General features: G+C 30.9%; 26 protein-coding genes and 1 rRNA gene. 7 read left to right on the top strand and 20 right to left on the bottom strand.

Annotated features, from left to right (window positions below):
• The 4 genes from BB045_RS10385 to bcp all read right to left on the bottom strand — a co-directional run.
• Window positions 1-106: ribosomal RNA gene (locus tag BB045_RS10385) — 16S ribosomal RNA — on the bottom strand; the annotation flags it as partial.
• A 600-nt stretch (window positions 107-706) separates the two neighbouring features.
• Window positions 707-1,159, bottom strand: a complete 453-nt coding sequence (perR, locus tag BB045_RS10380; RefSeq protein WP_053025435.1) for a peroxide-responsive transcriptional repressor PerR — start codon at window positions 1,157-1,159, stop codon at window positions 707-709.
• Between the two features lie 93 nt (window positions 1,160-1,252).
• Window positions 1,253-2,203, bottom strand: a complete 951-nt coding sequence (locus BB045_RS10375) for an NAD(P)-dependent oxidoreductase (protein ID WP_053025436.1) — start codon at window positions 2,201-2,203, stop codon at window positions 1,253-1,255.
• A 5-nt stretch (window positions 2,204-2,208) separates the two neighbouring features.
• Window positions 2,209-2,664 (bottom strand): thioredoxin-dependent thiol peroxidase, encoded by a 456-nt coding sequence (bcp, locus tag BB045_RS10370; RefSeq protein ID WP_053025439.1) that lies wholly within the window; start codon window positions 2,662-2,664, stop codon window positions 2,209-2,211.
• Between the two features lie 81 nt (window positions 2,665-2,745).
• On the opposite strand from bcp, the gene BB045_RS10365 reads away from it, so the two are divergent.
• A complete protein-coding gene (locus BB045_RS10365; protein WP_053025441.1) occupies window positions 2,746-4,035 on the top strand; it encodes a glutamate-1-semialdehyde 2,1-aminomutase in 1,290 nt (429 codons plus the stop codon).
• Window positions 4,036-4,190: 155 nt separating this feature from the next.
• Window positions 4,191-5,285 (top strand): FUSC family protein, encoded by a 1,095-nt coding sequence (locus BB045_RS10360; protein WP_011275398.1) that lies wholly within the window; start codon window positions 4,191-4,193, stop codon window positions 5,283-5,285.
• A gap of 186 nt (window positions 5,286-5,471) precedes the next feature.
• Here the strand turns inward: BB045_RS10360 and BB045_RS10355 are convergent, their stop codons facing one another.
• The 3 genes from BB045_RS10355 to mutY form a co-directional block, all read right to left on the bottom strand.
• Window positions 5,472-7,208 carry an ABC transporter ATP-binding protein gene (locus BB045_RS10355; protein ID WP_070485442.1) on the bottom strand — a complete coding sequence of 579 codons (1,737 nt, stop codon included), beginning with the start codon at window positions 7,206-7,208 and terminating at the stop codon, window positions 5,472-5,474.
• Window positions 7,209-7,372: 164 nt separating this feature from the next.
• Window positions 7,373-7,915: a nucleoside tri-diphosphate phosphatase gene (gene ntdP, locus BB045_RS10350; protein ID WP_075140743.1), complete on the bottom strand. Its 543-nt coding sequence runs from the start codon at window positions 7,913-7,915 to the stop codon at window positions 7,373-7,375.
• A 122-nt stretch (window positions 7,916-8,037) separates the two neighbouring features.
• Complete coding sequence (gene mutY, locus BB045_RS10345) at window positions 8,038-9,084, bottom strand: A/G-specific adenine glycosylase (RefSeq protein ID WP_075140742.1); 1,047 nt, start codon at window positions 9,082-9,084, stop codon at window positions 8,038-8,040.
• Window positions 9,085-9,227: 143 nt separating this feature from the next.
• Here mutY and BB045_RS10340 point away from each other — a divergent pair, with 143 nt between their 5' ends.
• Window positions 9,228-10,205 (top strand): metal-dependent hydrolase, encoded by a 978-nt coding sequence (locus BB045_RS10340; RefSeq protein ID WP_053025447.1) that lies wholly within the window; start codon window positions 9,228-9,230, stop codon window positions 10,203-10,205.
• A 56-nt stretch (window positions 10,206-10,261) separates the two neighbouring features.
• Here BB045_RS10340 and BB045_RS10335 read toward each other — a convergent pair whose 3' ends face one another.
• From BB045_RS10335 to BB045_RS12045, 7 genes are all read right to left on the bottom strand, one after another.
• Window positions 10,262-11,053 (bottom strand): hypothetical protein, encoded by a 792-nt coding sequence (locus BB045_RS10335; RefSeq protein ID WP_053025449.1) that lies wholly within the window; start codon window positions 11,051-11,053, stop codon window positions 10,262-10,264.
• An 8-nt stretch (window positions 11,054-11,061) separates the two neighbouring features.
• Window positions 11,062-12,573: an ATP-binding cassette domain-containing protein gene (locus BB045_RS10330; RefSeq protein WP_053025451.1), complete on the bottom strand. Its 1,512-nt coding sequence runs from the start codon at window positions 12,571-12,573 to the stop codon at window positions 11,062-11,064.
• A gap of 15 nt (window positions 12,574-12,588) precedes the next feature.
• Window positions 12,589-12,903: a YfhH family protein gene (locus BB045_RS10325; protein ID WP_053017412.1), complete on the bottom strand. Its 315-nt coding sequence runs from the start codon at window positions 12,901-12,903 to the stop codon at window positions 12,589-12,591.
• Window positions 12,896-13,699 carry a recombination regulator RecX gene (recX, locus tag BB045_RS10320; protein WP_053025454.1) on the bottom strand — a complete coding sequence of 268 codons (804 nt, stop codon included), beginning with the start codon at window positions 13,697-13,699 and terminating at the stop codon, window positions 12,896-12,898. Before recX ends, BB045_RS10325 begins: the two co-directional genes overlap by 8 nt.
• A 206-nt stretch (window positions 13,700-13,905) precedes the next feature.
• On the bottom strand, window positions 13,906-14,718 hold the full coding sequence (sgtB, locus tag BB045_RS10315) for a monofunctional peptidoglycan glycosyltransferase SgtB (protein WP_053025456.1): 813 nt from the start codon (window positions 14,716-14,718) through the stop codon (window positions 13,906-13,908).
• A 288-nt stretch (window positions 14,719-15,006) separates the two neighbouring features.
• Window positions 15,007-15,525, bottom strand: a complete 519-nt coding sequence (locus BB045_RS10310; RefSeq protein ID WP_053025458.1) for a type 1 glutamine amidotransferase domain-containing protein — start codon at window positions 15,523-15,525, stop codon at window positions 15,007-15,009.
• Between the two features lie 89 nt (window positions 15,526-15,614).
• On the bottom strand, window positions 15,615-15,776 hold the full coding sequence (locus BB045_RS12045; protein WP_011275386.1) for an SE1561 family protein: 162 nt from the start codon (window positions 15,774-15,776) through the stop codon (window positions 15,615-15,617).
• A gap of 153 nt (window positions 15,777-15,929) precedes the next feature.
• Between BB045_RS12045 and yfkAB the strand changes: the two genes are divergently transcribed.
• Complete coding sequence (gene yfkAB / locus BB045_RS10305; RefSeq protein WP_178377507.1) at window positions 15,930-17,069, top strand: radical SAM/CxCxxxxC motif protein YfkAB; 1,140 nt, start codon at window positions 15,930-15,932, stop codon at window positions 17,067-17,069.
• Window positions 17,070-17,201: 132 nt separating this feature from the next.
• Here the strand turns inward: yfkAB and BB045_RS10300 are convergent, their stop codons facing one another.
• The 3 genes from BB045_RS10300 to BB045_RS10290 are packed head-to-tail and all read right to left on the bottom strand — an operon-like array spanning window position 17,202 to window position 19,238.
• Window positions 17,202-17,735: an acyl-CoA thioesterase gene (locus BB045_RS10300; RefSeq protein ID WP_011275382.1), complete on the bottom strand. Its 534-nt coding sequence runs from the start codon at window positions 17,733-17,735 to the stop codon at window positions 17,202-17,204.
• A gap of 32 nt (window positions 17,736-17,767) precedes the next feature.
• The gene (locus tag BB045_RS10295) at window positions 17,768-19,015 is read right to left on the bottom strand and encodes an aminopeptidase (protein WP_075140741.1); all 1,248 of its coding nucleotides are present in this window, start codon (window positions 19,013-19,015) and stop codon (window positions 17,768-17,770) included.
• Window positions 19,016-19,028: 13 nt separating this feature from the next.
• Window positions 19,029-19,238 carry a DUF1128 domain-containing protein gene (locus tag BB045_RS10290; protein ID WP_011275380.1) on the bottom strand — a complete coding sequence of 70 codons (210 nt, stop codon included), beginning with the start codon at window positions 19,236-19,238 and terminating at the stop codon, window positions 19,029-19,031.
• Between the two features lie 141 nt (window positions 19,239-19,379).
• Between BB045_RS10290 and BB045_RS10285 the strand changes: the two genes are divergently transcribed.
• From BB045_RS10285 to BB045_RS10275, 3 genes are all read left to right on the top strand, one after another.
• Entirely contained in the window at window positions 19,380-19,844 is a 465-nt protein-coding gene (locus tag BB045_RS10285; RefSeq protein ID WP_075140740.1) for a low molecular weight protein-tyrosine-phosphatase, read from the top strand.
• Between the two features lie 5 nt (window positions 19,845-19,849).
• Window positions 19,850-20,134 carry a YtxH domain-containing protein gene (locus tag BB045_RS10280; RefSeq protein ID WP_053025464.1) on the top strand — a complete coding sequence of 95 codons (285 nt, stop codon included), beginning with the start codon at window positions 19,850-19,852 and terminating at the stop codon, window positions 20,132-20,134.
• 198 nt (window positions 20,135-20,332) lie between these two features.
• Window positions 20,333-21,544: a YihY/virulence factor BrkB family protein gene (locus BB045_RS10275; RefSeq protein WP_053025467.1), complete on the top strand. Its 1,212-nt coding sequence runs from the start codon at window positions 20,333-20,335 to the stop codon at window positions 21,542-21,544.
• 62 nt (window positions 21,545-21,606) lie between these two features.
• Here the strand turns inward: BB045_RS10275 and vraR are convergent, their stop codons facing one another.
• The 3 genes from vraR to vraT are packed head-to-tail and all read right to left on the bottom strand — an operon-like array spanning window position 21,607 to window position 23,970.
• Window positions 21,607-22,236 carry a response regulator transcription factor VraR gene (gene vraR, locus BB045_RS10270; protein ID WP_053025469.1) on the bottom strand — a complete coding sequence of 210 codons (630 nt, stop codon included), beginning with the start codon at window positions 22,234-22,236 and terminating at the stop codon, window positions 21,607-21,609.
• The gene (gene vraS / locus BB045_RS10265) at window positions 22,226-23,272 is read right to left on the bottom strand and encodes a sensor histidine kinase VraS (protein ID WP_053025471.1); all 1,047 of its coding nucleotides are present in this window, start codon (window positions 23,270-23,272) and stop codon (window positions 22,226-22,228) included. Before vraS ends, vraR begins: the two co-directional genes overlap by 11 nt.
• On the bottom strand, window positions 23,269-23,970 hold the full coding sequence (vraT, locus tag BB045_RS10260) for a cell wall-active antibiotics response protein VraT (RefSeq protein ID WP_053025472.1): 702 nt from the start codon (window positions 23,968-23,970) through the stop codon (window positions 23,269-23,271). The genes vraS and vraT overlap by 4 nt, the downstream gene beginning before the upstream one ends.
• Window positions 23,971-23,988 lie beyond the last annotated feature (18 nt).

Below are 23,988 nucleotides of genomic sequence, written 5' to 3'. Positions count from 1 at the left end.
CCGCCGCTAACGTCAAAGGAGCAAGCTCCTTATCTGTTCGCTCGACTTGCATGTATTAGGCACGCCGCCAGCGTTCATCCTGAGCCAGGATCAAACTCTCCATAAAAATTTATGATGTTTGATTAGCTCATAATACTAAATAATGTTTGTAACATTTATGTTACTGTTTTGGAATTAACGTTGACATATTGTCATTCAGTTTTCAATGTTCATTTAAAGCAATTACATTTATTAATTATATCAATAATCTTTATATCATGTCAAGAACTTTTTTAAATTTTATTTTATTTAAAAATTCTTCTGTTCAAAACTTAATTGATTATTTCAACAAATAATATCTTATATTGTCTTGCGAAGTTTTTCAATAGTCAAAATTACACTTTCTTAACATTAATTTAATGAAATTAATTTCTGAAACAAGAAAGTTTACATTCGTTTTTGACGACTTTTATATAATAGCAAGTTTGCAAAGGAACGTCAATCATTTTTGCAAGATAATAATGGCTAAATTTTCACCTCTAATGTATTGTTTTGAATTAAGAGTATAATTTATATAATTTTTAGCATTATTTTGTCGATGGATCTATTATAAATACTAATGTATATGATTTTCGTGCTTAATAAAACATTTAAGGTGTGTCTATTTTTCACTTATAGCTAGTTTAATAAAAAAAGCAATGGTTTAGTACCATTGCTTCTATTACTTCTATTCTTCTTTATCTTTGCATTCTTTACAAATACCATATATTTCCATACGGTGATGTGTTACGTCGAACTCTGTGATGTGCTGTGCAAGTTGTTCAACTTCATCAAGTTGAGGATAATGAAAGTCTACAATCTTGCCACATTTCTCACAGATAACGTGATAATGATTATGAGTATTAAAATCAAATCGACTTGATGCATCTCCATATGTTAACTCTTTAACTATGCCAATACTTTTAAACACTCTTAAATTATTATATATAGTCGCAACACTAATATTTGGAAAATCAGGTGAAAGTGCTTGATAAATTTCATCCGCAGTTGGATGTGAATGAGATGCAATGAGATAACGAATGATGGCTTGACGTTGTGGTGTGATTCTTACACCAGCTCTTCTTAGGGCTGCAATTGACTCTTCTAACTCATGATTAATAGACTCTAATTCTGCACTCATATGATTCACCACTTTCTACTTAATAATAATTATTACTTGATATTAATATAACTGTTTCCAAAGTGTGATGTCAATAAGTACGAACGATTTCCGTTAATAACCTTTATATAAATCGACTCTATTCTCAATTACATCATTTTTATTGAGAAAATCTTCCAAATTCCTCTCAAATAGTTTTGTAGCATCACTTTTTATATTTTTGTCATTTCCTGTTATATGCGCTGTAATAGTCACATTATCTAATTTATATAATTCATTATTTTCATCTAATGGTTCATTTTCAAATACATCTAAATATGCATGGCGAATTAAGTTATGGCTTAAAACTTTTATGAGTATTTTTTCCTCAACAATTGTTCCTCTACCTACATTAATAAATAAACATGTATCATTCATAATTTCGAAGTGTCTCTCTGACAATAAATGATATGTTTCTTGAGTTTCAGGTAATGTATTAATAATAATATCAGCTTTATTTAAATGTGATTCTAAATCTTCTATTGTATAAATATTATCGAAACCATCTTTATGATGACCGGATTTACTTATACCGATTATTTCCAATTCAAACGGTTTGAGTAATTTGACGGTTTGTTGAGCTAACGATCCTGTTCCTAGTATTAATACTTTTTCATCGCTCAATCGTTTACCGGTTAGTTTAGAATCATACACTTTATTTACTTGATTAACATATGATGTGCGCATTTTCTTATAGTCATCAAGTATGAAGGATAAAACAAATTCTGAAACTTGTTTAGCCTGTATTCCCCTAGTATTAGTTAAAATAATATTTTTTTCTTTAATAACTTCTAATGGTAGATTATTAACACCGGTAGCATACCAGGAGATCCATTTTAAGTTTGGACAAGCATTAATAAAGTTCTTATCAACGCCACTATCATAGCCAATCAATATCTCTAATTCATTTTTAAGTTCTGTCGGTATATCCATTGCATTCTTGAAAAAGTAAAATTCTAAATCTGGATAGTTGTTTATAAGTGAAGCTTCTATTTCTCCTAATCGCTTTAAACTAACTATTTTCATTGATTTCACCCCAAAATTTGATTTAGTTCTTCAATTTGTGTTTTTACTTTAACCTTTTCAATGACATCGATAATAACGCCATCCTCATCAATAATAAATGTTGTGCGAACAATACCCATTGATTCTTTACCAAATGATTTTTTCAATTGATAGACACCTGTTGCTTTAGATAATTGAAAATCCTCATCAACTAATAAATCAAAATTAAGATTATGTTTTGCAATAAAATTTTGATGTTTTTTCTTAGTATCACCACTAACTCCATATATTTGAACATTCAAGTCATTAAATTGTTCTAAGTTGTCTCTAAAGTCACATGCTTCTGTTGTACAAGTTGGAGTATTATCACGTGGATAAAAATAAATAATTGTTTTACTTCCTTTTATTGTCTCATTAGTAATCCATTCACCATTCTGATTTTCTAATTTAAATTCTGGAAATTTTTGACCTTTTTTGAGCACCATATCACCTATTTCTTAATTATATTAATTATATGATACGATAATAAGGAATAAAATTAAAATAAGAGAGGTTGAAATAAGATGAAATTCACTGAGAGTGAACGTCTACAACAATTGTCAAATGAATATATTTTGGGTGGCGTTAATTCACCATCACGCTCTTATAAAGCGGTTGGTGGAGGTGCTCCTGTTGTAATGCGCGAAGGACACGGCGCATACTTGTATGATGTTGATGGCAATAAATTTATTGATTATTTACAAGCATATGGTCCTATTATCACAGGTCATGCTCATCCTCATATAACTAAAGCTATTCAAGATCAAGCAGCTAAAGGTGTACTTTATGGCACGCCAACAGAATTAGAAATTGAATTTAGTAAAAAATTGCGAGAAGCTATTCCGTCACTTGAAAAAATACGGTTCGTAAACTCTGGAACTGAAGCAGTTATGACAACGATTCGTGTTGCTAGAGCTTATACCAAGAGAAATAAAATTATTAAATTTTCAGGTTCCTATCACGGTCATTCCGATTTAGTATTAGTAGCTGCTGGTAGTGGTCCATCACAATTAGGATCTCCTGACTCTGCAGGTGTTCCAGAAAGTGTCGCTAAAGAAGTAATTACAGTACCGTTTAATGATATTGAATCATATAAAGAAGCTATGAAACATTGGGGAGAAGAAGTAGCTGCTGTGCTAGTTGAGCCAATTGTTGGTAATTTTGGTATGGTTGAACCACAACCAGGTTTCTTGGAAAAAGTTAATGAAATTACTCACGATTATGGTGCATTGGTGATTTATGATGAAGTTATTACTGCATTCCGCTTCCACTATGGTGCAGCCCAAGATCTATTAAATGTATATCCAGACTTAACTGCATTCGGAAAAATAATTGGGGGTGGCCTTCCAATTGGTGGCTATGGTGGCCGACAAGATATCATGGAACACGTTGCCCCATTAGGTCCGGCTTACCAAGCTGGAACGATGGCAGGTAATCCACTTTCTATGAGAGCAGGTATCGCATTACTAGAAGTACTAGAACAAAAAGGTGTTTATGAAAGATTAGATCAATTAGGAAAACGACTTGAAGATGGTCTATTAGAGCTAATTGATAAATATAATATTACAGCAACTATTAATAGAGTATATGGCTCTTTAACACTTTACTTCACAGATGAAAAAATCACACATTATGAGCAAGTTGAGAATTCAGATGGAGAAGCATTTGCTAAGTTCTTTAAATTAATGTTGAACCAAGGTATTAATTTAGCTCCATCAAAATTTGAAGCATGGTTCTTAACTACAGAGCATACTGAAGAAGACATTGATGAGACACTTAAAGCTGCTGATTATGCGTTTAGTCAAATGAAATAGCAAATTTTTAACCTACAATAAAGGAGCGTGAATTATAACGTTGCCTTTATTGTAGGTTTTTAATTAATCAAAACAAAAACTTGTATCTATTCAGTCTTCAAGTGTATACTAGTTTAAAATATTATTATAAAAATATATTTAAAGGAGCGTTATAGTTGAGGCTAGGAGCTCGTATACTAAAGACTGGTATTGCAATTATTCTTGCTTTGTTTATAGCGTCTTTCTTACCTGATAATGTCGGTTTAAAATCTGTAGCAGGAATTAGTGCAATTGTTGCTATGCAACCTAATATCTACCGTTCTATTAAAACTATTTCAGAACAAGCTACAGGTAATGTCATTGGTGCTTTATTAGCAGTCATAATGGTAACAATATTTGGAAAAAATATCGTTATTATGGGTGTTACTGTCATTTTATTAATTGCTATATTATATAAATTAAATTTAGCTCATGTTGCTACATTAGCTGGCGTAACAGCGCTTATTATAATGGGACAACATACTGGGTCATTCTATGTCACTGCAGCTTTTAGATTTATACTAGTAATGATTGGTGTTGTCAGCGCTTCTGTAGTTAACTTAATATTTTTACCACCCAAATTTGAAACTAAGATATATCACAACTCAGTGAATATTGCTTCTGATATTTTCATTTGGTTTAAACTCGTATTAAATGACGCATCTGACTATCATCAGATTAAAGAAGATGGAGAACAAATTGAATCACGTATATCAAAACTTGAACAGATTTTTAATTACTATAATGAAGAAAAAGCATTAACTAGAAAGGCTGCCTTCCAACAAAATAGAAAGAAAATTTTATTTAAAGAAGTTGTAGGCACTACAAGACAAGCTTATGAAGTACTAAATCGTATGGCTAGATATCAGAATGATCTTCACAATCTAAATTACAATTTAATTTTCCAGATAAAATTAGAATTAGATTCATTAACAGCCTACCACGAACAAATTTTAAAAAGCTTGTCGAAAAAAGCTCGTTACAATGTGGAACATTTTGATAATCAAATCATGAATCCTCAAAAGAAAGACCTAATGGATGCTTTTCAACAACAGTTAATTCAAAACCCTTATCAAGTAGAATATTCATATTCAAATATCATGCAAATTATTGCTACAATAGAAGAATATCGTTATTATTTAGAACATTTAGATCGATTAAGATTAAGTTTCTTCACTTATCACCGCAATGACACTGATATAGATATTGCTGATGAGGATTTTGATTTATAACAAAAAAATGGGGTTACGAAGCTTGTAAAATTTTCTTTATGAAATTCTCTTTGCTGACCTCCGACCACTCCGGCAAGGTTGAGTAGAATTAAAATAGATTGTTACAAGTGCATTTTAACCAGTCAACTACTGCCAATATATATTTGAAGCCTGAGGCATTGAATTATGCCACAGGCTCATTTTTTACTATAAATTTTGTATGCTATATAAATGCTCATAAGCACCTTGTTTTTCAATCAACTCTTTGTGCGTTCCTGTTTCTACTATTTCACCATTTTGCATTACAATTATTTTATCTGCATGTGTAATTGTTGATAGTCTATGTGCAACAATGAGTGTAGTTCTGTCTTTACTTAATACATCTAATGCTTCTTGTATAATTGCTTCACTTTCTAAATCTAATGCTGATGTGGCTTCATCTAAAATTAAAATTGGTGGATTATTTAAAAAGATTCTTGCAATTGAAAGACGTTGTTTTTGACCACCAGATAATTTAACGCCTCGCTCCCCTACTTCAGTATCATAGCCATCATGAAGATTCATTATAAATTCATGCGCATTTGCCATTTTAGCCGCTTCAATAACTTCTTCCTCAGTAGCATCTGGGCGACCTAGTAAGATATTTTCTCTCACTGTATCTGAGAAAAGAATATTATCTTGTTGGACTAGACCAATTTGATTTCTTAAACTACCAGTAAGAAAGTCTTTAACATTATGATCATCTATTAATATTTCACCTTCAGATACATCATAGAAGCGAGGTATCAAGTTAATTAAGGTTGACTTACCACCACCACTCATACCTACAAAAGCTACTGTTTCACCTTTATTAATATTAAGATTTATATCTTTTAGTATAGTCGATTCATCTTCATTGTATTTAAAACTTACATTCTTCAACTCAATATGCCCTTGTTTAATTTCAATAGGTTGAGCGCCAATACCATTTTTTATATCGTAATCTTCATCCATCAATTGGAATACCCTATCCATTGATGCAAAACTTTGAGTTAGTGTCGTAAAAGAAGAAACCAATCTTCTCAGTGGTCCGAATAATTGTTCCAAGTATCCTACAAATGCAGCAAGTGTACCAACAGTAATTGAACCATTTATGGCTAAATAGGCACCGAATCCAATGACGATAATTGGTCCTAAATCTGTCACAGTATTAATTGCTGCAAATGAGTAGGCATTCCATGACGTATGTTGAAATGCTCGATTTAAGAAGTGTTGGTTTTTATGATCAAAGTTTTTAGCTTCATTATCTTCTATCGCAAAACTTTTAATGACAGACATACCTTGTACACGTTCATGTAAAAAGCCCTGTACTTCAGCTAAAGCTTGCGAACGTTTACGAGTCAATTTTCTTAAACGACCGAAGAAGAAATACACTGTCAAAATATAGAATGGGAAGATGAATATAGCTGCGAAAGTTAACTTAACATCTAGGAAAAACATAATGGATAGTGCAATGACAATTGTTATACAATCTAACCATATGTTCATTAAACCGGTTAAAATAAAATCTTTAGTTTGTTCTACATCATTTATCACTCTTGAAATAACTTGCCCTACCTGATTGTTCGCATAAAATCTAGCACTTAAAGCTTGCAAATGATTATATAATTGTTTTCGAATATCATATAAAATCTTGTTACTTGTCCATTGCGCAAGATATTGACGTAAGTATTCGATTGGTGGTCTCACAATTAAGAATATAAATAAAGCTATACCGATAGCTACACTTAGATGTTGAAATTTTTCATTCGTAGAAAGTGCACTATTATTAATTACGCCATCAATTGCATATTTGATAAGTAAAGGAATTAACATAGGAATGCCGAATTTTATAATCCCGATAATTATCGTCGCTATTATACGATATTTGTAAGGTTTAACAAATTCTAAATAGCGTCGTATCATACTAGTCCCCCCTATAATTTTCAATTTAATTTTTTAGAAAATTAATAGAGGTTGAAACTTTCAATTGCAAGCATCTCCTTTTGCAACTTTAAAGTAAATTCAACCTCTGCTTATTATTACTCAAGTACTATAAAACATATATGTAGCAATTACATCTTTTATGCTTAGTAATTTCGAATTTTTTTGTAACGCTCTTTCCAAACTTTTATAAAATCATGGGCGAACGGACCTTTCTTTTGTTCTATCCACTGCTGTAAAATATCTACATTACGGCGTAAAATAACATCGATATCGTGTGGATAATTCATCTGATTCATGTGTTGTTCATACTCATCTTCATCTAGCAGATGATATTTACCATTAGGATAAACTTTAATGTCTAAATCATAATCAATATATTTCAAAGCTTCTTCATCACAAACGAATGGTGATGAAAGATTACAATAGTAATAAATGCCATCTTCTCTAAACATACAAATAACGTTAAACCAGAATTCTGAGTGAAAATAAACGATTGCCGGTTCTCGAGTAATCCACGTGCGACCATCACTTTCAGTAACTAAAGTATGATCATTTCCACCGATAATAACATGATCTGTTCCTTTTAAAATCGTCGTTTCAGACCATACTCGATGAATATTACCATCGTGTTTGTAACTTTGAATTTTTATATTTTCGCCTTCTTTAGGTATGGATTCTTTTACCATACTCCACACCACCCTTTTAGTAATTTTCGCACTTTAGATTATATCATAATTTTAATTAACTCTTTAAAAATGCGTTACTATTTTTAATATAGCCTCCAAAAATCACCTATAAATTTATGTTTTCAACCATTTATATAATTATATATTTTATCCATTGATACAGGTAATGTATATTCATCACGGCGATTTAAATTCATCCACTCAAGTTTATAGTCTTCCATCATTTTTTTAGAAATAGATACTGTCTCAATTACACTATATACACTAATATCCCAAGTCATATGAGTGAATTGATGTTTAAGTTTAAATACTATTTCCCCAGCTATCGATAGTGACATTCCTAATTTATTCTCTAATTGTTCCAATGCATTTGGTGCTTCAAACATGGGAAATTGCCACATACCATTTAACAATCGCTCTTGTCGTTGCTCAATTAAATATTCCCCTTTTGCATTTCTAACTAAAAACACATGTTGCTGAATCGTTTTCTTCTTTATGTTTTTAGTTTTTACTGGTAGATTTAACACAGTCCCTTCTTTGAATGCACTGCAATTGTCTTGAACAGGACAGAATAAGCACAACGGATTCTTAGGTGTGCAAACTAATGCGCCTAATTCCATCATTGCTTGATTGAAAGTACCAGAATGATGATAAACATAGGGCTGTAATTCTGTTTCATATGCCTTTCGTGTTGATTGCAATTTAATATCTCTTTGATCATTATTTAATCTAGACCATACTCGAAAGACATTACCATCAACGGTTGCTAAAGGTTTATTAAACGCTATACTCAATACAGCTGCTTGTGTATATGGACCAACGCCTTTAAGTTTTCCAAATTGATCTGGTGTTGAAGGAACAACGCCATTGTATTCATATACCACTTCTTTTACAGCAGTATGAAAGTTACGTGCACGGCTATAATAACCTAAACCTTCCCAATATTTAAGCACTTCATCTTCATTTGCCTGACTCAAGTCTTCTATGGTTGGAAAACGGCTAATAAACTTATGATAGTAGTCAATAACGGTTTTAACTTGCGTTTGTTGAAGCATAACCTCACTCAACCAAATATAATATGGATTAGAAGTCTCACGCCAAGGCATTTCTCTTTGATTTTCATTAAACCACTGTATTAAATTCTTTTTAAATGTAGATACATTTAACATATTTACATCCTTTCCAATCTCATTATTTATTTCATCTAATCGGTTTATAGCAAACTAATAGTATTTTAATAAGTTTCTTAATTTCGTTATTTCAATTTTTAGATTATAATATATATTAAATTAACATGAAAAGAGTGAACGTTATGGATACAGCCACGCATATAGCAATAGGTGTTGGATTAACTGCTCTAGCTAGTCAAGATCCAGCTATGGCAAATACTATGGCAGCTACTGCTACAACCTTAATTGCCGGATCGTTAATTCCAGATGGTGACACCGTTTTAAAATTGAAAAATAACGCCACATATATTTCTCACCATCGTGGTATCACTCATTCTATACCATTTACAATTTTGTGGCCTATACTGATCACATTTATTATTTATGTTTTATTCCCAGGAGTAGATACAACGCATATATGGTTATGGGCACAGTTAGCAGTATTTTTACATGTGTTTGTTGATATATTTAATTCTTATGGTACTCAAGCTTTGCGTCCACTCACAAACAAGTGGATTCAATTAAGTGTTATTAATACATTCGATCCAATCATATTTATTATACTTTGTGTAGGGATTGTCGTTTGGTTATTCGGTGTACATCCATTCATAGTATTCTTTCCAATTATTGGTATACTCATCATTTATTATATTATTCGTTTCAAAATGCAGAATATCATTAAAAAGCAAGCATTAAGCCAGATAAAAGCACAACATAATCCTGTTAAAATATTTGTGGCACCTACGATGAAATTCATGGAGTGGCGCGTTGCTATTCAAACTGAAGAACATGATTATGTTGGAAGAGCATTTGGTCGATATGTTGTCTTTAGTGATAAAGTTAAACGACAAAAATTTTCTCCAGACACTTTACTCTGGCAGATTAAAAGTAATAAAGACATTAGAACATTTCTGAACTTCTCATCAATTTATCGATGGCAAACTCGTAAGCTGGATGACGACACCACAGAAGTTCGTCTAATAGATTTACGCTATTTAAATAAAGGTCACTATAGTTTTGCAGCAATAGCACATGTCGATAATGATAACAATATAGATCACTCATATATAGGATGGGTTTTCACTGAAGAAAAATTACAAAAAAAATTATATTCTAATTAAATTTTAAAAAGAGTGAAGCAGAACCATAAACGACACTATGATTCTGATTCACTCTTTTATTTATTTTTTGTCGAAATTATATTAGAGGAGTATTTATATTTTGAATGTGCTACATATCTCATAAGCATAAAATTAATTGCTCCAATCGTTACTATTATTAAAATGAAATAGATATGATATGAAATATTATACATATTCACTTCGCCATAAATCGTAGAAGTCGCTAATCCATCAATTAAATAAAACAGAGGATTTAACTTTAACAATTGAATCATTAAATTCTCATTTGCAGAAGGAATAAAAATAATAGGCACTATAAAAAAGTTTATAACTACAGCTAACAAGAATATCATAGTCATATTTTTATATATAATATCTAACAATCCTAAAGTAACAGATATGAATATTATAAATAGAATCATCATTATATAAAATACAATAAATGCAATGAAAGATGCATCGAAATTCACTGGTTTAAACAATAAAGTAATAATTGATAATATACAACAAACAGAACTTCCGATAAGTGTGTTCGCAACTGTAGTTATCAATGGTGTTGATTGGAACGACTTAGTTATTAAATAATCTTGACTATACTCTTTAAAAGATTTAAAAATTGTCGCAAACATTGTAGCAAATGTAATCATAGCAAAAATTCTATATAACCACCTAGCTTTACTAAGATCTTCAATCTCGATAAACGACAGCATAATTAGTGCTATTAATACTAAGACAAGTTCAACAATTAAGAGAATTGCAAACCATTTCCAAGTATCTATTATACGTTGCTTAGTAAACTTTATTAGTGATGGGAAAAGTTTTATATATAATAAAATGTTATCTATCATTTTTACACCTACAATTCAATGTATATCCACTTACTATTTTTCATATCTGCGATAAAATATCCATCACCTGACTTAACAATCCATATATCTTGATTAATATGATATTTATCTTTAAGTTCATCTTTATTAATTATTGGAAAAACAAATCCTGTTAATTTGTCTTGATCATTAAATAACAATTCTACTGGTTGTTGCGTTACGCCTACAACATATCTAGAATCCTTATCGGGAACAAGTGATTTTTTAACTTGATCATGTTTTTTATGTAAATGGCTATTATAATAATCTACAAAATTACTATAATTTGATTTCATATATGGAGATAATTTTTTAAATGAATGCGACTCATATAAAGCTGCTGGGTTAAAATATTGTAGTTTATGTTTTTCTACAACATAATCTTGATTATCGATATTAACACGATATTTTTTTGAATTTTCACCTGTTATTGTTAAAAATGCGTATTTAGGAACTTTTGTATTAGAATCACCATTTAACGTTATCGAGTCGTCTAATACGATTCCATATGCCAATTTTTCCTCAAATGGGTCTTTATTTTCAACTTTCTTTTGAGCTTCAATTATAGGAACATCAAAGCGCCCAATGTTGTTAATGACTAATGCTCCAACGATGGCCAAACAAATCAAGCTTGCAATCAAAATTGTCCAAAACCTCACGACAAAATCAGGAACTTTCGCATGTCTATATCTTTCTACTCTTTTAAAGTTATAGCTCATTTCAGGGAGTCGGCTACGACTTTCTTTCCAATCTAAATCAAAATTTTGCTGTTCTTCATCATTTCCTATACTCATTCGATCTTGCTCATGTTCTTTAAACACAGGTAAAACTTGATTTAGTGAACCTTCCATCCTCACTTGCCCATGTGAAATCCATGCTACATAATTACTTACTTTTTCAACTTTTTCAAGATCATTATCGATGAATACTAACGAATTATTATCGTTAACATAGTCTTTCGATAATTGTTTTGCTTTCTCTAAAAAGTCTTCATCAAGATGTTCAATGATATGGTTTAAAATAATCAATTCTTTTCGACATACACGTGCAATGCTTAAGATTAATTGTGCAAAATCAGAGTGACTAAGCATATTTATATTAAACGTAGACTTATCATCTAAATGTGCAAATTTGATAATTTGATCAACACTGTGCGATGTTGTTTCGTAAGAAAATAATCTTTGAATTTCTTTTACATATTGTCGCACTGTTATATGTATTAAATGTTTGTCTTTTATATCACCATAATAAGTAGAGACCGATTTATTAATTTTACCTCTATCAGGTTTAATGTCACCAGCCATTATCCTACCTAATAAAGTTTTAGAAGCCCCTGGCTCGCCAATAATAGCTAAAGCCTCACCTTGATATATATGTAGTGAAATATTGTTTAATTCTATGTCTTCTGCGGCATAACCAAATGGTAAATACCACTTTCTATTTTTCTTACTTCTATAATAATGCGTGACATTGAGCATTTTTAAGACTATTGAACTTCCCATTCATGTTACATCCTTCTAAATTTTTAATAAAGCGAGTGGCAATCCTTCTTCAGGGGTCTTACTATTAATTCTATATCCCCATGCAAATACACCTTTTAATCGTTCGACTTTGAAGTATTGGTCGCTTCCATCATTAAGTTTATACATTCTACCAAGCACTACCTTAGTACGATCGACTAAGTAACTTTCAGCAATGATGACTTTACTTTGATATACATCGTACTCATTCATGATGCCATTCATTTCAGCTTTACGCATTTTTTCTTTATATGTTTGTATTTCATGTCTTAATTCTTGCTCAGACATTTCACTTAGCTTTTTATCATTCATCAGAAATACCACTTTCTTCTAATTTTAATTTAATTTTATCATATTTATATCCTTTTCTCATAAGTGACTCTATCGTCTTCATTACTAATTGTTGTCCGTCGTACTTACGCCTTTGTTTTGTATATACTTTTTCAAGATCTTTTTGCAATAAATCATCTAATATATTTTCATCTTGTTCAAAATTTAATTCAGCTATTGCCTGTTGTGCAACATCCATAGAATATCCTTTTTGAATCAGACTTTGAAGTACCTTTTGACGTATTTTAATTTCAGGGCCTTTTTTAGTTTTCATAACTTTTTTGGCAACTTCAATTACCGCTTCAAATGATTGCTCTTCTTCGTAAATCGGAACATATGTATTTATAATATTAGGTTCAATTCCAACTTGATATAATTTCTGTCTATAAATTTCAGGACCTTTGTCAGTAGTGTTTATCATGGTATTCTTTAAGCTTTCAGCATAATCTTCATGGTTAATATACGATTCTTTGTAACAATAATCTATAACTTGTTGGATTGCTATGTCACTTATTTCATTTTGTTGCAAGTGTTGTCTCACTTCTTTTTCAGTTCTTTTTTTATATGATAAGTATTGAATTGCCATATTAATACCTAAACGATAATGCTCATACTTTTGAATATTCTCCATATCTGATGGCTCAAGAATTTGACCTTTTTTTAAATTAAACTTTACAAGTGTATCGATATCTATTCCCATTTCAAATGCTTCATCCAAGAATAAATTAAATCGCTCTTTGTTATTCTTTTGTACTTCTATTTTCGTTATTTTAGTCATATACCCACCACCTTAACTTCTAAATATGTTCTCTATTAACTCATTCAGTTTAAAATATTCTAACAACCATTATTTTATATCACTTATCGCGTTACACAAAATGTTTTACCTATATAAAAAGTCCTCATAAAGTTCATTTATATTATGACTACTTTATGAAGACTAAATTATAATTACGAATTTTGTATATACGCATGCAAAACAATTCAATAGTTATTTAGTTGACTTAATGCCTCTTGATATTGGCTATCAGATATATATTCTTGTTGTTTCATTTTTTCAAGGTTTGTTTTAATTCTATTTTTAAAGTTATCAGACATATTACTTATATCATAAACACTAGGTGCATTGACCTTACTAGCTAATATCGCACTTTGTAATACTGTAATTTGAGACATACTATCACTATTTTTATTTACTGTCGTACCAAAATAGTAATTGGCGGCACTTTCGATTGTATATTGATCGCTACCGTAATAAATGTTATTTAAATAGAAGCTCAATATTTCATTTTTACTATATTGTTGTTCTACTTTATGTGCTACAAACAATTCTTTTAATTTTCTAGTGAAAGAACGTTCATTATCATAATAATAATTTTTCACAGTTTGTTGCGTAATTGTACTTCCACCTTGAACATCTCTATCCCCTATCGTTGAAAACAATGCTCGTGTTGTACCTTTTACATCAAAACCGTGGTGTTTATAAAAACGTTCATCTTCCATTGAAATAAATGCACCTTTTACATAATCAGGCATATTGTCTGCAGATACATAACTGCTTTTATTTTCAATAGTTTTAAGGTCATCAACATTTGCTCTAGAAGATAAGTAATACATTAATCCGATAAACAATGCAAATATGATGATAAATATAATAAACAGACGTAAAAATATGCGTTTACTCTTTTTCTTTTTAGGTGGTTTACCTATAGGTTGATAATACGTATTGTAATGTGGTTCATTACGGTATTGTGAATGTCTCTCAGGCGAGTTGTTCATTCTTTGGCTTCTTTTCATGCGGTAGCTCCTTTACTTAAACTCACTCTATATTTGAGAGTTTAACAGTAGTTCTTATAATAAGCCATACTTAAAGCGAAAAATCGGTCCCAAGGTGTATGAGAATATATGACTATGAGACCAATATCTGAAGTTAAGTCATTAAATTACTATAACTAAATTTTGAATAAAAAAAGAACTGAGAAGAGACATATTAAAGTCTCTTCTCAGTTCATTAAATATTGCGAATTTGTAAAATTGACGTATTAGATTATATCGAATAATATTCAAGCTTTACATCAACAAGATTTATGCTTGAAGTTGTTTAACAATTTCTCTATTAAAATCGTCTAAGTCATCTGGTGTACGACTAGTTACGATATTTTTATCAACTACAACTGATTCATCTACTACGTTTGCACCAGCATTTGATAAATCTTTACGTACATTAAGTACAGCTGTTAGCGTACGTCCATTTAAATCATCAGTATCAATTAAAATTTGAGGTCCATGACAAATTGCAAATGCTGGAACATCATTTTTAGTGAAGTATTTAGCAAACGTACCATATCGACCTTCTGCATCTCCGCGAAGATGGTCTGGTGAGAATCCACCTGGTATTAGAAGTCCATCATAATCTTCTGGTTTAGCATCAGCAATACTTACGTCTACTGTAAATTTTTCACCATGCTTACCTACTACTTCAGCATTTGCAGTATCACCAATGATTTCTGTTTCAAAACCAGCTTCTTCAATTGCTTCTTTAGGGCTAGTTAATTCAATATCTTCAAATTCATTTGATAAGATAATTGCTACTTTTTTAGTCATGTACTAATCACCTTTCTTGTTCGAATTATATTTATTATATAGACGAAATAGAAGGATATTAAACATAGTTGAACTTAACCGGTTATTATTTAGTTAGACACTTGCTTTACTTTTTCTTCTAATTGATCTAGTAACCCAATCCATTCATCAATGTCTTCAACACTTACTTCATCAGGATTAACATGATCAATATCTTCTAAGAATTTTGATAATCTCGTTTTAATTTGTTCCATTGTTTGTTGTTCATTCATAAATGTTTCTCCTTTTTTATATGATTTTATTTAACAATACGTTAATTTTATCCTAACAGAATTTGACAAAAAGGGATATAATCTTAATAATGTTTACTGTACTTTTGCAACGAATAGAGGAATTTTTTTAGTTTAGGAGTAATAAATATGTGGATGACAAATCAGAAAAAATCCATTTCAATTTCAAATGATCCTTGGGAAGCTTATAACGATATTGAAGATTACGGACAGTTGACGTTGAGTAATATAGAATTTACAACCACAACGCTATGTAATATGAGATGTAGCCATTGTGCAGTTGGTTATACATTACAAACAAAAGATCCTGATGCATTACCTATGGATATTATTTATCGTCGTTTAGATGAAATACCTCAATTAAGAACAATGTCAATCACGGGTGGCGAACCAATGTTCTCAAAGAAATCAATTAAAAATATCGTTAAACCCTTATTAAAATACGCGAAAGATCGAGGTATTTATGTTCAAATGAATTCTAATTTAACGTTGCCTCAAGATCGTTATTTAGATATCGCGGAATACATAGATGTTATGCACATTTCACATAATTGGGGAACTATACAAGAATTTACTGATGTTGGCTTTGGCGCCATGAAAAAACAACCACCTTTAAAAGCAAAATTAAAATTATATGAACAGATGTTAGATAATGCGAGTACCCTATCAAGTCAAGGTATGTTTGTTTCAGCTGAAACGATGTTAAATCAGAGTACTTTACCTTACTTAGATAAAATTCATAAAGAAATCGTTAATGATATGAAATGCAGTCGTCATGAAGTTCATCCTATGTACCCAGCAGATTTCGCAAGTCAATTAAATGTTCTTTCTCTAAAAGAAATGAAACAAGCAATTCATCATTTATTAGATATTCGAGATGAGAATGTATGGATGCTGTTTGGTACGTTACCTATCTATCCATGTATTAATGACGAAAATGATCAAGCACTATTACAACGCTTAAGAGATGCAAAAAATGTGACAACACGAAATGATCCAGATGGACGAAGTCGCTTAAATGTAAATGTGTTTAGCGGAGATGTCATTGTAACAGACTTTGGAGATGAAAATGGTACCATCTCAAATATAAAAACAGACAAATTGACTGATGTATTTAATAAATGGCTCACTTCAGATTTAGCAAAATCTTTAAATTGTCATTGTGAGGCATTTCATTGTTTAGGCCCTAATGTATTAGTGAAAAACATGTATTATCCAAACACTGATTTCAAACAGAAAGAAATAGAAATGCACACAGAAAATATTTTTAGTTAAGCATCAATAATTCACATATATCTATAAAATAAGCACCTCATAAAGTGAGTTTTAGAATAATTTTATGTGGTGCTTAGTTCTGTTTTATGAGAATTATAATATACTAGTTACAACGTTTAACTTGTCCGTGATTTATAATTCTTCAATATGTTGTGCATTTGATAAAAATTCAATAGTATTTTTACTTTCTTCTCTTCTATCTTTTCTACGTTGTACACGCTTAGGCGCACTTTCATAGAACCATTTTTCAACTTTTGATTCTGGATAGACATCTGGTACTTGGACTGGCTTACCATTATCATCTAATGCAACAAAAGTTAAGAAACTTAAGGCTGCTAAATGTCTTTCTTTATTTAATACATCTTCAATAATTATTTGAACACAAACTTCCATTGAACTTGTACCTGCATAACTAACCATCGCTTCATAAGAAGTAATATCTCCTGTTTTGATTGGTCTTAAAAAATCTACAGAATCAGTTGATGCTGTAACTACTTGGGCATTAGCATGTTTCATTGCAGTAATGGCTGCAATTTCATCTATGTTAGCCATCAATGAACCACCAAACATTGTATGGTGATGATTGGTGTCTTGAGGAAATACTTGTTTAGCTTTATAACTTTTTGATTCAGACATTGATTTACGAATACCTTGAGAATTTGACATGCGTTATACCCCTTTTATTTTAATTTCTATTTTTATTGAGCCCAATTGCCGTTTTTAAACACTAATTCTTTAGTGTCATCCTGTTTAATTCCATAAATCGTTAAATCTGCACTTCCTATCATGAAGTCAACATGGACATTTGAATCATTAAGACCACTAGCAATTTTTTCTTCAGTCGTCATTTCAGTACCACCTTCAACATTAAAGCCATATGCCGAACCAATGGCTAAATGACATGATGCGTTTTCATCAAATAACGTGTTGTAGAAAATAGTATTACGATTTGAAATTGGAGAATCATCAGGTACTAAAGCGACTTCTCCTAGTCGCTTAGAACCCTCATCAGTATTGATCAAATCTCTAAGCACATCTTCACCTTTATCCGCTTTGAAATCTACGATTTGTCCATCTTTAAACGTTAATGTAAAGCCATCGATAATTGTACCATTATAACTTAATGGTAGTTTGTTTGTTACATATCCATTAACGTTGTTACGATCAGGTGCTGTAAAAACTTCTTCAGTTGGTAAATTAGCTATAAAAGCTTGTTGATTGCCATTAACATAGCTCGTAGCATCTTCCCAAATATGTCCTTTAAGAAGTCCTACAACTAAGTCTGTCCCTTCGGATTGATAATGTAACGCTTTATAATTTTTTTCTTGCATCAATTTAGCATGTACACTTAAGTTTTCTATATGTTTTTTCCAATTTTCAATAGGATCGTTACCGTCAATTCTTACGATATCAAACACTTCATCAATAAACTTCTCTAATGCAATTTCTTCATCTAAATCTGGATAAACACGTCTAGCCCAATCTTTAGAAGGAAAAGCAGCAACAACCCATGGAAACTTATTCTTTTGACTTCCTTCCATATATCCTTTGAATGCTTGACTATAACTCATTTGATTGGCTTTGAGTTTTTCAGGGTCTATACCATTTAGCAAGTTTGGATCACCACTAAGTAAAGCTAAATTTGCAGCGCCACGATTAGCATAATCCATTCGTTCATCTACTTCATACGATTTAACTGCATGATTTTCAAAGTAATTTACTGATTCATACTCAAATTTAAGTCTATTTAATTTAGAATCTGAATAATTTACTTTTACGTCTGAAGCTCCAGCTTTATATGATTCTTCAACAATTAAACGTGTTAAATCGACGGCATCAACTGAAGATCTAATAAAAACAGGTTGTTTAGGTTGTACATTCATACCTATTTTAACTAATAATTCTGCATACTGTTGTAATTTCTCGTTATAACTTAATGAAGTCATATCATCATCCTCCCTAATCTTGACGTAAGTTCCCCAACTCATCAGCAATTGCTGTAACTTCGCTTGGCGAAAAAGAATCTTTAGACATAACAAAATTATGAATTTCTTCTATATCTTGCTGATTGGCATTTTTAAATTTATCCGGATTTAACAAACCTTGATTAACAATATTTAATTTTTTTCTAATATCTGCAATCATTGTTTCATTATTATTTTGACTCACGTTATCACCTCTTTAATACAATATTCTATCAAAGTATGATAATTTAACAAACTTTTATTGGATATAGTATTATTATGTCTTTATAAAATTTTAAAATAACTATAAAATGGTTTATATAGGATTAATTAGGGGGAATAGAGTATGGTAGATGTAGCATTTGTATGTCTAGGAAATATATGTCGCTCTCCTATGGCTGAAGCAATCATGCGTCAACGTTTGATAGATAGAAACATTTCAGGCGTTAACGTTTACTCAAGAGGAACAGGTAAATGGAACCTTGGAGAACCTCCTCATGAAGGTACTCAAGATATTCTTAATCGCCATAATATACCTTTTGATGGTATGATTAGTGAGTTATTTGAATCAAGTGATGATTTTGATTATATTATTGCTATGGATCAGAGCAATGTTGATAATATCCAATACATCAATCTTAATATAAAAGGAAAATTGTTCAAATTGCTCGAATTTAGTAACATGGAAGAGAGTGATGTGCCAGATCCTTATTACACTAATAATTTTGAAGGTGTATATGAAATGGTACAATCATCTTGTGACAATCTAATTGATTTCATCGTCAAAGATGCAAATTTGAAAGAGGGGTAAATAAAATGGAAAACAAATTAATTCCTGGTATTTTAATTGGCGCTATTGTTGGTGGTGCTGCTACTTTAGCTGACAAATCAACACGTAACGCTTTAATTCAATCTGTAAAAGATGTTAAAGAAGGTAATCGTACACGCAAACCTTCTAAATTCAATTCTATTAAAGACGAAGTTTTATATTGGAAAGATACAATTGAAGAAATTCGTCGCAATAACCCAGAATTAGAAAAATCAATTAAAGATGCTAAAGATACTTTCGTTGAACGTAAGAATAACCGCATTGGTCAATAATTGATTGTTTATTTTAGCTAAATCTCTTTTATAACTTTAGTTAAAATAAAAACTAACTGAAAGTGATAAGTAAAATATTATTTTTGTTTTTCACTCATAGTAAGGCGGGACAATGAAATCTTTATTATATAACAGGTTTCTGTCCCGCTTATTTTACTATTTAAATTAATGTATGTGGTTAAAGCAAAGGAGATTGTTATGTCAAAAGAAAATAAATCAAACTCGAAGTATCTTAACTCTATTAAAGACGAGCAAGAGAAGAATCAAGATAAAATTAATGTTGATCGTACATATGTAGAGCCTCAAGAATTTCAATCTAAAGAACCAAAAAAAGAGAATCAAGTCTTTTTCGTTTCACGGTTAAACAAACCAGCTAAGTATACAAAAAATTCTAATTTTCTTTCTTATTTAATTTATCGAATAGGCAAAGATGACGCTTCAGGCTTAGCAGCACAAATGACTTATCATTTTGTATTAGCTATGTTCCCAATGTTAATTTTCCTATTAACATTGTTACCATTATTTAACTTAGATCAAAGCCAAATCACCGGTTTATTAAGTAATGCACCTGCTGACACATCAAGTCTTATTAAAGATGTAATTAGCGATGTCACTAAAAATTCTAGTGGCGGTTTACTTTCTATCGGGTTAATCTTAGCAATTTGGTCAGCTTCAAATGGTATGACTGCAATTATGAATTCATTCAATGTAGCTTATGATGTTGAAGATAATAGAAATGGTATTCTTTTAAAGATACTAAGTGTTATTTTCACAATTGTGTTAGGCGTCGTATTTTTACTTGCCATGGCATTACCTACTATGGGGTCAGTTATTGCTCATTTCTTATTCGGTCCTCTTGGATTAGATAGTCAAGTTAAATGGATCTTTAGTTTAATTAGAGTTGTATTACCATTAATTATTATTTTGATTCTATTTACAATTCTATACTCAGTAGCTCCAAACGTTAAAACTAAACTAAAATCAGTATTACCAGGAGCTATATTTACATCAGTTATCTGGTTACTTGGGTCTTTCGCATTTGGTTTCTACATTTCAAATTTTGGAAACTACTCTAAGACTTATGGCAGTATCGCAGGTATTATTATCTTATTAATTTGGTTATATTTAACAAGTTTTATCATTATTATTGGTGCTGAAATTAATGCAATCATCCATCAGAAACATGTTATTAAAGGACAAACTCCTGAAGAAGCAGCGCTCGACCATGATGATAATAACCAGAATCACTTTAATGAAGATACTACTTATGAATATAAACATACAGCTACTGGCAAAGATGAAGACTATAAAGTCGATAAAGATCCAAAAGATAAACAAGAAGAAGATGCTTCATTAACTGAGAAAATTAAAGATAAATTTACTAATAATGACGATGATAATAAAAAATAAGTGTTTAATTACTAATTAAATTAATAAAAGGTTGAGGCAACGGTTTATCGCCTCAACCTTTTTTATTGAATCAAATTATGTTGGAATGCATAAATTACGGCTTGTGTTCTATCTTGTACTTCTAATTTACTCAATATATTACTTACATGAGTTTTAACGGTTTTAATTGTAATATGAGAAGCACTCGCTATTTCTTGATTTGAATACCCTTTTGCAATTAATAATAAAATTTCCATTTCACGCTCAGTCAGCATTTCATATAATTCTGCACGTTTCTTCATTCTGTTACGCATCTTAACTAAAACTTCAGGTTCAAATACAGATTCACCATTATAAGTTTTGCGTACTGCGTCGGCTATATCACTAGCACTAGTCGTTTTTAAAATATAGCTATCTACACCAGCATCTAATGCTCTATATACCTCTTTATCTTCAATAAAACTAGTTAACATTACAACTTTAATATGTGGCAAACCTTTTTTGATTTGAGTAGTTGCTTCAACGCCATCCATGTCATCCATTAATAAATCCATAAGAATTAAATCAGGTTTTAATTCATGAGCTTTTGCAATGGCATCTTTACCAGATTCCCCTTCTCCAACTATCTCAATGTCAGATTGTGTTGATAGATAACTTGATATCCCAATTCTAACCATTTCATGGTCATCAACGAACAAAACTTTAATCGTCATTATTATCATCCTCCCTATTTAACGGTGCTTTAACTTCTATTCTCGTTCCAGAATCCGGTAACGATACAATATGGAATGTCGCACCAATTTCTAATGCGCGTTCTCTCATATTTTTTAATCCATAACTTTGCTCTAATTTCTCGTCAACATTGAATCCTTTACCATTGTCTTGAATTCGAAGTAATAGATAATCTTGTTGGTTAAATAATTCCACTGTGACTTTAGTTCCATTTGAATGTCTTAACGTATTTGATATAGCCTCTTGTGTAATTCTAAATAAATGATCTTCTATACCTTTAGGCACCTTGAAATCTTGAATATCGTGTATGACTTTCATAGGCACTTTCTTTTGCAAATCAATAACTAAATCTTTGATACCTTCACCTAGTGATTTATCTTTTAGACCTAAAGGTCTTAAATGAAGTAATAATGCGCGCATTTCAAGTTGAGACTCCTGAACCATTTTCTCTAAAACTGGTATTTGTTGATCAAGCGGTGCCTCTAACTTTGTTTCTTTTATTGCAGATAACATCATACTTGCTGCAAAAAGTTGTTGACTTACAGAGTCGTGTAACTCGCGAGCTAATCTCTGTCGTTCATCCTCAATGATTTTCTTAACTTTGACATCATTCATATTGTAATTTTCATTAGTTAAGTTTTGCGTTTTCATTCGTAAACGGTGCAACTCTTGATTTAGCGGAACTAATGTTTGATAAAGGTCTATGGTTTCGTTATAAAGCTCAATATTTTGATCATTAATACCTACTGTTTCTCCTTCAATGGCATGTTCAATTTGTGACTTAATCCACTGATTTTGTTGATTAATTTTATATGCGAGAATTGAACCTACAATAATACAAAGTAAAATGATGACTAAATTTAAAAATAGAAAAACAGGTATCCCAAAAATTTGAGTATAAAACATACCTTGGAAATAGATAATATTAACAAATACTTTATCTATAAATAAGAACGCGGTTAACATGCTATAAACTAGTATAAGCATTGAACCGATAGCTCTTAAGTAGTGGTTCATCGATAAATCACCTCAACATCTCCTATGAATGTTGAAACATAAACATTGACATTATAATTCTCTTCTTTAGGCTTCTCTTCAACTTGGATATGATTATTTTCAACTTTATACGATTGGCCATTTAAATAAGCATTTCCATATAGAGCAGCCATGTGTAAATTAATATTATAATTCAATGGTACCACTAACTGAATTTTCCCTAAAATATGTCTTACTACTATTGTATTATTCTCTTTAATATTTGCAGCTTTTGTCATATCAACGTGTATATCACCAACACCATGTTGGATTTGTACATCTTCCCATTTATAAACATATACTGGTGTGCGTTGCTCTCCAAACCACTTTTGTTTAATAAATTGAGGGGATGTAACTTCATCTTCTGAAGCAATCACTTTTAAAGGTTTAAACTTAAAAATGAGATATCTAATGATTACGATAACTAGAAAGACAAATAATATTATGATGGTATATTTATTCGACAATAAAGTAAATGCAATAAGCAATGCACCTATCCAAAACGCTAAGAGACCCCTTACTTTATGAAAGTAAAGGTAGCCTACATAAACTAATATACATCCTAAAAGTAATACAAATAGATAGCCTATTTTCTCAAAAAAGATGTAATAAAAATTGGCAATAATCATTAATGCCGTAAATACGATTAATAACTCTGTCGATATATATTTTCGAGTCAATGTGTCGCCTCCTATTCC

It is taken from the genome of Staphylococcus sp. MB377, assembly GCF_001922505.1.
In the GTDB taxonomy this organism is placed as follows: Bacteria; Bacillota; Bacilli; order Staphylococcales; family Staphylococcaceae; genus Staphylococcus; species Staphylococcus haemolyticus.
The sequence above is the reverse complement of the archived record's forward strand: the minus strand, read 5'-3'. Positions and strand labels throughout refer to the sequence as shown.